We start from the raw sequence: 8,384 nt of genomic DNA, 5'->3' as shown, positions 1-8,384 counted from the left end.
TGGAGCTCTGGCTCGCGGGGGAAGAACATTGCGGCGCTGGCAGCGATCGCTCCGAGGGCGGCGCCGGAGAGGTGGGATTCGACCAGCGGTGCAAAACCTTCGGCGTTGACGAAGAGGATCTCGCCGGTGGTGAATTCGTAGCCAAGCTTGGCGAGGAGCAAGATTCCGGCGGCAGCCCAGAAACATGTGAACGTGCGGTCTCGGTCGGCGACAGATTGTCGGATTTGGTTGGCGAGGAACCAAACAAACAATCCCGTGTCGATGCCGCTCAGGCCTCGGTAGGTGGTAACGTCTTGGCACAAGAACAGGATGGTCGCGGAGATACCAACTGACATCGCAGTCAGCGCGATGGGATAGAAACGTGGATTCTGTCGTTCGCAAGCAGCACTCAAGACCGCGAACATCAGCAAGTCCCAAAACAGATGACCGCCGCCAAAGTGGGTGAGGTGACCGGACAGAAGACGCCACCATTGTCCGGATTCGACGGAGGCAAAGTCCAATTGCAAACCAGCGGTCAGGCTGGGGAAGGCGAACGCCGCGAGGGCGATGGCTGACACCAGCAGCGTCACAGGGATCCGCCGGAGCCAGCCGCTTCCCAGGCGGCACATCGATTGGATCGATGTGCCATTGGTCTTGGGAAGCGTTGCGAGCAGTGATTCGCTGGCACTCATCGGACCACATCCTGGTTGTTGCGTCGCGACTTGCGTCGACGCATCATTGCCGCGGCCGCACCGCCGAGCGAAACGATCCCGGTGATCGGGCCAATCGGTCCGCCGCCTCCTCCACCGCCGCCCCCGTAGTTGCCGCCGCTCGATCGAGGAGCCGGCGAGGGGGTGGAGGCGGGTGCCGGTGTTGAGACTGTTGCCGGGGCAGCGGCGGCCGGCAAAGCGGGTGTGGAGTTCGTGGATACCTGGTGTTGAGGTGCAGGTTTCGCCGCGGCGACCGATCGGCCGGCTGCTTCTTGGGTCATGCCTTCCGGTGTCATGACTGGAACCGATTCGGTGATCAATTGTCCTTGCGGTGCTTCGGAAAGTTCTTTCTCAACGGCGATGAACGACGTGTACTGAGTCATCAGTTGATGCTTCAGTCCCAACTCGGTGATCTCAGCGCGGCCCGCTGGTGTTTCGGCACCGACGTCACGGTTCCAAATTTGTCGAATTCGTTGGCGAGCCCAAACGGGACCGATTGAGTCGTGCTCGGCTTCTTGTTCAGGAAGTTCCAGTTCCATTCCCATCTGAACAGGTTGGCCAGACACGTTGCCCTTCAGCGTGATTGTGCCGATTGCTGGTGTATCGTAGCGGCCCAATACGATCAGCGGTTTGCCCGCGTACAGATCGGGAAGCCGCGAAGGCACTTGGTCTTTGACAACCAATCCTCCCCAGTCGATTTGCAGGTCAGTCATGTAAGGTTGACTGGGTAGTTCATGGAACCGGCGAGCGATCTCGGGTGAGTTGTCTTGGTTGGTGACTTGCATCGAAAACCCGCGTCCCAGCTCCGCGGCGCGGCTGATCAAGTAGTCGTTCGGTGCGGCTCCGAATGCGACGGGGAACACGCGAGCGTCTTGGAATTCTGGTTGTCGCAGGTAGCGAAGGATCGAGTGGTCATTGCCGACCAGTGCGTCGGTCATCAGGACCATGTAGCGTGGGCGGGCTGATTCGTCTGCCTCGCCGCCGAGTGCCAACTTGAGTGCGGGCAGCAGGTTGGTTCCTCCGCTCGCACGCAAGCTGCGAACGAATTGTTTGGCGGATTGGATGTTGGCGTCCGTCGCTGAGACGGCATCGGGTTGGAATGCGGTTGAACGGTTGCTGAACGCAATGACTCGGAATTCATCGTTGGGGTTCAAGTGATCCAGCACATGGTCAGCGAACAAACGCAGTTGGCTGATCGCGGGCCCGTTCATCGATCCGCTGGTGTCCAGTACCAGGATCAGTTCGCGAGGTGTGATTTCGGTTGGCTCGATCGACCACTTGGGTTGCAACGCCAACATCACGTAACCGTCTTCTGCCTCGGATTCGCGATGGGTCAACGAAGCCAGAGTGCTGTCGTTTCCGGCCAAGCGATATTCGACAATGAAGTCCTTGTCGGCGATCGTGGATTGGTTCTTCAGCGTGATAGCCGCGTGGGTTTCCGAGGTTTGCTGAATGTCCAGCTCATGAGTGACCGGCACGATTTGCTGGATCGGCATCGCCGCGTCGATCTTGACTGAGACGAACACGTCGTTGCCGTTTCGCATGCCTTCGGGAAGGGAATCGGGCGTGATCCGCGACGCGTCGGGGACTTGGTCTGTGTCGGCCGCCCAGCCGCGTCCCACGTTCGGACGAGTCACCGGGGTTCCTGGGATGTAACGGGGACCGACGACCATCGGGAATCGGAAGACGTAGCGATCTTCGTCGATCTCCAGCGGGTGCACGTATTCGATGTGAACGGTCACCTCGCTGTTCGCTGGGATGTTGGCGACGGATTGAGAGAACACGTTGGCACGTTCTTGTTCCAACAGGGCGGCTTTGCGGCCTTCGTTGCGAGCTTGTTCGTATTCTTGGCGGGCTTCCTCTTTGCGTTTGACTTCGCCGACGATCACACGTTCGCCGATTTGAAACGAGAAAGCGTCGACGGCACAGTCCTCGGGCAGCGGGAACACATACAACGCTTCCAAGCGATCAGGATGTGGATTCTGGAACACCTGAGAAACGCGAACTCGGGCGAGGACTCCGGAGATCTCTGTTTCCACTCGAGTCTCTTTGAGCGTGAAGCTGGGACTGGGTGCCGGGAGCTTGGTTTTGAGACGCTCGAAATCGTCTTCGCCGATTCGCATTTGCCCCTGAGTGACGGGAGTTCCGCCGAGCACGGTGTATCCGGCCTGTGCGACGGCGGAAAAAACGAAGGCGGAGGCCAGAACGACGATGGGCGTGATCAAAGGCAATCGCATTGATTGCGTCCGATGGCCGGGGGATTGAGCGTTCACGAGACGAGGTGCTCCAGGATTGAGAATCGAAGTGACTCTCTAGCAAGAACCCGTTGTTGGGGTGGGGAGCGCGAAATCGTGAAACTTCTCGTTTTCAGTGCTACTGAACGCTCGGAGCGTCTCGCGTCGACTGAGCGGCGGTCATTGCGGGCCTCGTTTTCTGCGATACCTTTGAGGAATCATGAATGATCCCCAGCCCAATCCACCTGAGCCCGATAGTGCGTCCGAGTCCGATCGTGCGTCTCAGTCCAGCAGCACGCCGCTCAGTGATTCACAGCCGAAGAAATCCCAGCCCAACAATCCGTTGCACGGCGTCACGCTGAAAGCGATGGTGGAATACCTGGTCGACGAGTATGGCTGGGGCCGGTTGGGGGAACGCATTCGCATCGACTGTTTCAATTACGACCCGAGCATCAACAGCAGTTTGAAGTTCCTTCGCAAAACGGATTGGGCTCGTGCCAAGGTGGAGCGTCTGTACCTGGACTCGATCAGCTACGACGAGCGGAAGGGAAAGCGACCGCCTGAGGCAACGGAGACTCCTGCGAAACCGGGCAGCGTTTGGGACCAAGCTCGACGTCGCGATTCGAACGAAGACTGATTGCTCAGTCCCGAGTGTTGCCCGTTCGCTGCGGACGATCGATCGTTCAATTTTGGTCGGGTTTTAGTTTTCCCACTTGAACCGCCGCGCCCATGTTGGCGATGCCCGGGCCAAAGTAGGACTTTCCAAATGGCAAGATCATCGGTTCTTCCCACGGACGGCATGGCACCATGGCAGCGATCTCGTGGAGTCGGTGCAGGATGTCAGTCGGCAAGGGACCTTTGGCGGCGGCCTTGACGCTGGTTTCCAAATGATCGGCTGTCTTGCAACCGATCGGAATGGTTGAGATCGCCGGGTTCGACAACACGAAGCGAAGACACATCTCGAACGCGGGCATTGCCGCTTGGTCGAGAAGTTCGTAGTAAGCGAGCAATTGTTGTTGACGAGCTTCGGCCAACCAAATTGGTTTCGCGAGGACTTCGGTGTCAGCACGGCGGGTCAAGAAGCCTTGCCCGTATGCCGACCCCAGAACGATGCCCATGTCATTTTCGACAGCGGCGGGGATCACCGATTCGGCTGCTTCACGGAACAGCACGTTGTAGTTGAACGCGGTCAACACGACGTCGAACCGATTGCTCTTGACCAACGATGACAACTCGGTGACAGTGGTGCCCGCCAAACCGGTGTAGCGAATTTTCCCAGCGGCTTTCAGTTCGTCCATCAGGTCCAATGCCGGACCTTCCAATGGTTCGTAGCTGGACCACCAAGGATACTGTTGCGGTCGGTCGGGTTCGTGCACCATCAAGATGTCGATGTGATCGCGACCGAGAAGTCGAAGGCTTTCGTCCACCGAATGACGCAGTCCGTTGATGTCCTGAGGATCGAACGGCTTAGGTCGACCGCCGAGTTTGGTGGTCACTATCAGCGGCGCATCGATTCCCGCAATCGCCTCGCCCACGGTTGCTTCGCTGTCTGCATAAGCAGGTGCTGTATCGAGAGCGTTGACACCCAGGTCGATCGCTCGTTGCATGATGCGTTTGGATTCAGCCACACCACCTGCGAGAGAAGAGGTGTAGAGTCCGCCGATTGAAAGGACGCTGGTTTGAAGGTCGGTTCGACCGAGTCGTCGAGTTTCCATGATTGGATGCGTTGAGAGTTTGGATTGGACGTTGCCGAATGCTTCCGCATTGGAAGGTTCTGTCGCGATGGTCAGTGGATGTTGGCAGGTTGTCGTTGACGGAAAGCTTGGGTGTCGGTTGTGCCCTGCAAGCACGATCCGCTCTCACGAAGAACGGATTTCAGTGGAATGGATCGCGAGTGAGCTCATGACTTCGCTCGGTTGCGGACGAGTCTTGCGATGGCTAATTCTTCATTGGTGCCGACCACTAGGGTGCGAACACGAGCGTTCGGTGCTGAGATGTCGGCGAGATCGTCGCAGCAGGTTCGATTCTTTTCTTGGGACAAGGAGATTCCAAAGTGCTGGAGTGATTCGCAAACCAGATGGCGAATTTCAGATGAATGTTGCCCAACGCCGGCGGTGAAGACCAACGCATCCAAGCCGCCCAGGATGGCGATGTAGCTGCCGATCGTCTTGATGATTCGGCGAACATAAATGTCAATCGCAAGCGTCGCGGATGAGTCGCCAGACTGCCGGCGTTCCAGCACCGTCCGCATGTCTTGATCGCCGCACAGCCCGAGCAGACCGCTCTTTCGATTCAGCGAATTTCGGACCTCGCTCGGTTCGAGCCCAGCGTGTTCGGTCATGTGCAGCACGATGGCTGGATCCAAGTCGCCCGATCGCGTTGCCATCACCAGACCTTCCAGTGGTGTCATTCCCATGGAGGTGTCGACGGCACGACCGCCAACCGATGCAGTTGCACTGGCACCGCCGCCGAGATGCAACGAAATGATGCGGGACGTCTCGTCACCATCGATGAACTGGATCGCTTTTTGAGTGACGTACTGATGAGACGTTCCGTGAAAACCGTAACGACGGACGGCGTGTTTCTGATACCAGTCTTCCGGGACGGCGTAGCGAAAAGCGGCAGGAGAAAGTGTTAAAAAATAGGACGTGTCAAAGACCAAAATTTGGGGCGTTTCAATTTCGACCAAACCCTCCACTACCGAACGGGCGGCAGGGTTGTGTAGAGGAGCCAGTGTGTCAAGTGTGCGAAGACGTTCCAAGACATCCGGTGTGACAAGTGCGGGTTCCAGAAACAGGTCGCCACCTTGCACGATCCGGTGCCCAATTACACACACGTTGTTAAGACCAACTTCACTGATAGCAATCTTAGCGGCCGCAATGTGGTCGATTGCATCTCCGCCCGGTTGTCCAATTCGGTCGACTAATCCCGCTGTGGTGATCTCTTCGGTTTCCGCGTCAATGCACGCGTACTTCAGCGTTGTGCTGCCGACGTTGAAGACCAGGATATTCATGAGGTCACCGTTTGTGCTTGGATGGCGGTGATCGCGACGGTGTTGACGATGTCGGTCACGGTGCATCCTCGTGACAGATCGTTGACCGGCTTGTTCAATCCTTGTAGGACGGGACCAATTGCAAGGGCACCTGCAGATCGTTGGACCGCTTTGTAAAGATTGTTGCCAGTGTTCAGGTCGGGGAACACCAATACGGTGGCTTGTCCCGCGACGGGGTTTCCGGGCATCTTCGTCGCGGCAACGTCAGGGTCAATTGCCGCGTCGTATTGCAGTGGTCCTTCGACCAACAGGTCTGGTCTTCGTTCACGAACCATGGCCGTTGCCTTGCGCACTTTGTCAACGTCTTCTCCGTGACCACTTTCACCGGTTGAATAAGACAGCATGGCAACTCGTGGTTCGATGCCAAACTGGCTGGCCGTTTCTGCACTACTAATTGCGATTTCAGTCAGTTGTTCGGCTGTCGGATTGGGGATCACGGCGCAATCACCGTACACGAGCACTCCATTCTTCAAACACATCAGAAACACACTGCTGACCACGTTCACATCGGGCCGTGTTCGAATGAATTCAAACGCGGGACGGATCGTGTTGGCGGTGGTATGAATCGCACCGGAAACCAAACCGCCCGCCAAGCCGCGATGTACCAGCATCGTTCCGAAGTAGGTGACATCGATCATTCGGTCGTGGGCGATGTCGGTTGTGACGCCTTTGTGCTTTCGGAGTTGGTAGTATTCACTAGCGAACGAATCCCTGAGTGGACTTGTCGCGGGATCAATGATCTCGAGTCCGTCGTTGGGGAGCATGACACCAGCCCGTGCTGCCGCGGCGGCAATCAGATTGGGATCGCCGAGCAGAATCACGTCGGTCACATCGCGTCGTCGCAACACGTCGACGGCTTGCAGGATCCGCGGTTCCGTCGCTTCAGGCAATACGATTTTGACGCGTTGCTGTCTCGCTCGTTGGATCAGCGAGTGTTCAAACAGCATTGGCGTGATTCGAGGAACGACGGGAGCTTGCAGTTGATCGGCAAGTGAGTCCGTGTCGACATGACGTTCGAAGACTCCGATCGCAGATTCAATTTTTCGCGGCGAGTGATCTCCGATCTCGGCGCGAACATCAGCGGCCTTGGAGGCGACCGTGTAAGTATCTTCGATGGCGACCAAAATTGGTAAAGCGTTGGCGTTTTCTACCAAACGACGGATGGAGGGCGGCGGCAGGATTCCACCGGTTAGCACGACGGCCGCCGGCGAAGGTCCATCGGGTTGGGAACAGGCCAACACGCAGCCGACCAGGATGTCGCTGCGGTCACCGGGTGTCATCACAAGGGCTGCGTTGGAAAGTCTTTCCAGAAATCCGGGCAGTTGCATCGCCGCGACTTTGCGAACCGCGACTTCTCGATCGAGCGAAGACTCATCGCCGGAGACCAGTTTGGCACCGATGCCGAGCTGAATTTCGCGAACGGTTGGTTGGCGAAGAAGCGGTTCTTCGGGAAGGAAGTACAGAGGTGCTTTGGAGTCCAATTTGGATGTCTTGATTGCCGCGTTCAATGCGGTCGATTGATCGTCGGGGACTTGGTTGATGATTGTCGCGATCAGTTGAGCACCTCGGTCGACGAAACTTTCGTTTCCAATCAGCACCGATTGAACGCACTCATCGACCGAGCGATTTCCCATCGCGTAAACGGACAGAACACGGGAACCGATGTTGGCGGCGATGTCCGCGTTCAATTCGAATTCGAGTTCGGGTGCCAGGCCTTGGTAACTGGTGCCTTCAACGACAACAAAGTCGGCTTTCGCTTCGAGTGACTTGAATCGTTGTTGAATGAGCTGGATGAGATTGCTGTACCGGTCATCCGCCAGCATTTGCCTAGCTTGTGCTCGTGTGACACCGAACATCTCATCGGCAGGAGTGACAATCCCGTATCTGGATCGCATCATGCGGATGCTTTGGTCCTCGTCAGGTCCGACACGAACGACCGGGCGAAAGAAAGCCACACGTCCGAATCGCCGAGCGGCCAGTTCCATCATGCCCAAAGCGACCATGCGTTTGCCGGTCGCGTTGCCATTTGTGCCGATGTAGATGCTTCGTTGAATCACAGGTCTACCGTGCCGCAGTTTGAGTCGCCCATCCGAATCACGAAGTCGTCAACGTAGACGCCCCCGCAGACCGCGGCAACTGCGGCAAAAGCGACCTTTGTCGGACAGTCTAATTTCGGATTCCGATGAGAACCGGATCATGATCCGAACTGCGATAGGGATCGGCATGAAAGAGTTCGGCAGGGTTGTACTCTCGGTTGTAGTCCAAAGATCGCGGCTCATCAGCGTTGATGTGCCATGTTGCGACGCCGGAAACGTTGTTCGCCAATGCCTCGGTGGCGAAGGCATGGTCGAGGCTGCCGGACTGCCCGTAATAGACGTACGAATAGGGAGTCTTCTCATTGCCGGTGGG

Annotated in this window: 6 protein-coding genes and 1 pseudogene; 1 reads left to right on the top strand and 6 read right to left on the bottom strand. The window is 57.2% G+C overall.

The genetic code is table 11. From position 1 onward, the window contains the following. Window positions 1-671: rhombosortase (gene rrtA, locus RE6C_RS16910; RefSeq protein WP_008658423.1), on the bottom strand; the 671-nt coding region annotated here is incomplete at its 3' end. Further along, a complete protein-coding gene (locus tag RE6C_RS16905) occupies window positions 668-2,962 on the bottom strand; it encodes a VIT domain-containing protein (protein WP_039962344.1) in 2,295 nt (764 codons plus the stop codon). The genes RE6C_RS16905 and rrtA, both read right to left, overlap by 4 nt. Before the next feature lie 181 nt (window positions 2,963-3,143). Here RE6C_RS16905 and RE6C_RS30565 point away from each other — a divergent pair, with 181 nt between their 5' ends. Beyond that, window positions 3,144-3,560: a VF530 family protein gene (locus tag RE6C_RS30565; RefSeq protein ID WP_008658421.1), complete on the top strand. Its 417-nt coding sequence runs from the start codon at window positions 3,144-3,146 to the stop codon at window positions 3,558-3,560. 46 nt (window positions 3,561-3,606) lie between these two features. Here the strand turns inward: RE6C_RS30565 and RE6C_RS16895 are convergent, their stop codons facing one another. The 4 genes and pseudogenes from RE6C_RS16895 to RE6C_RS32255 form a co-directional block, all read right to left on the bottom strand. Next, on the bottom strand, window positions 3,607-4,638 hold the full coding sequence (locus tag RE6C_RS16895) for an aldo/keto reductase (RefSeq protein WP_052034992.1): 1,032 nt from the start codon (window positions 4,636-4,638) through the stop codon (window positions 3,607-3,609). Window positions 4,639-4,823: 185 nt separating this feature from the next. Next, entirely contained in the window at window positions 4,824-5,936 is a 1,113-nt protein-coding gene (locus RE6C_RS16890; protein ID WP_008658419.1) for an acetate/propionate family kinase, read from the bottom strand. Beyond that, window positions 5,933-8,032 carry a phosphate acetyltransferase gene (gene pta / locus RE6C_RS16885; protein ID WP_008658418.1) on the bottom strand — a complete coding sequence of 700 codons (2,100 nt, stop codon included), beginning with the start codon at window positions 8,030-8,032 and terminating at the stop codon, window positions 5,933-5,935. The genes RE6C_RS16890 and pta overlap by 4 nt, the downstream gene beginning before the upstream one ends. Before the next feature lie 109 nt (window positions 8,033-8,141). Continuing rightward, window positions 8,142-8,384 (bottom strand): annotated as a pseudogene (locus tag RE6C_RS32255) (ExeM/NucH family extracellular endonuclease); the annotation flags it as partial.

It is taken from the genome of Rhodopirellula europaea 6C (genome assembly GCF_000338295.1).
GTDB classification, from domain to species: domain Bacteria; phylum Planctomycetota; class Planctomycetia; order Pirellulales; family Pirellulaceae; genus Rhodopirellula; species Rhodopirellula europaea.
This window is presented reverse-complemented; position numbering and strand designations above follow the sequence as displayed.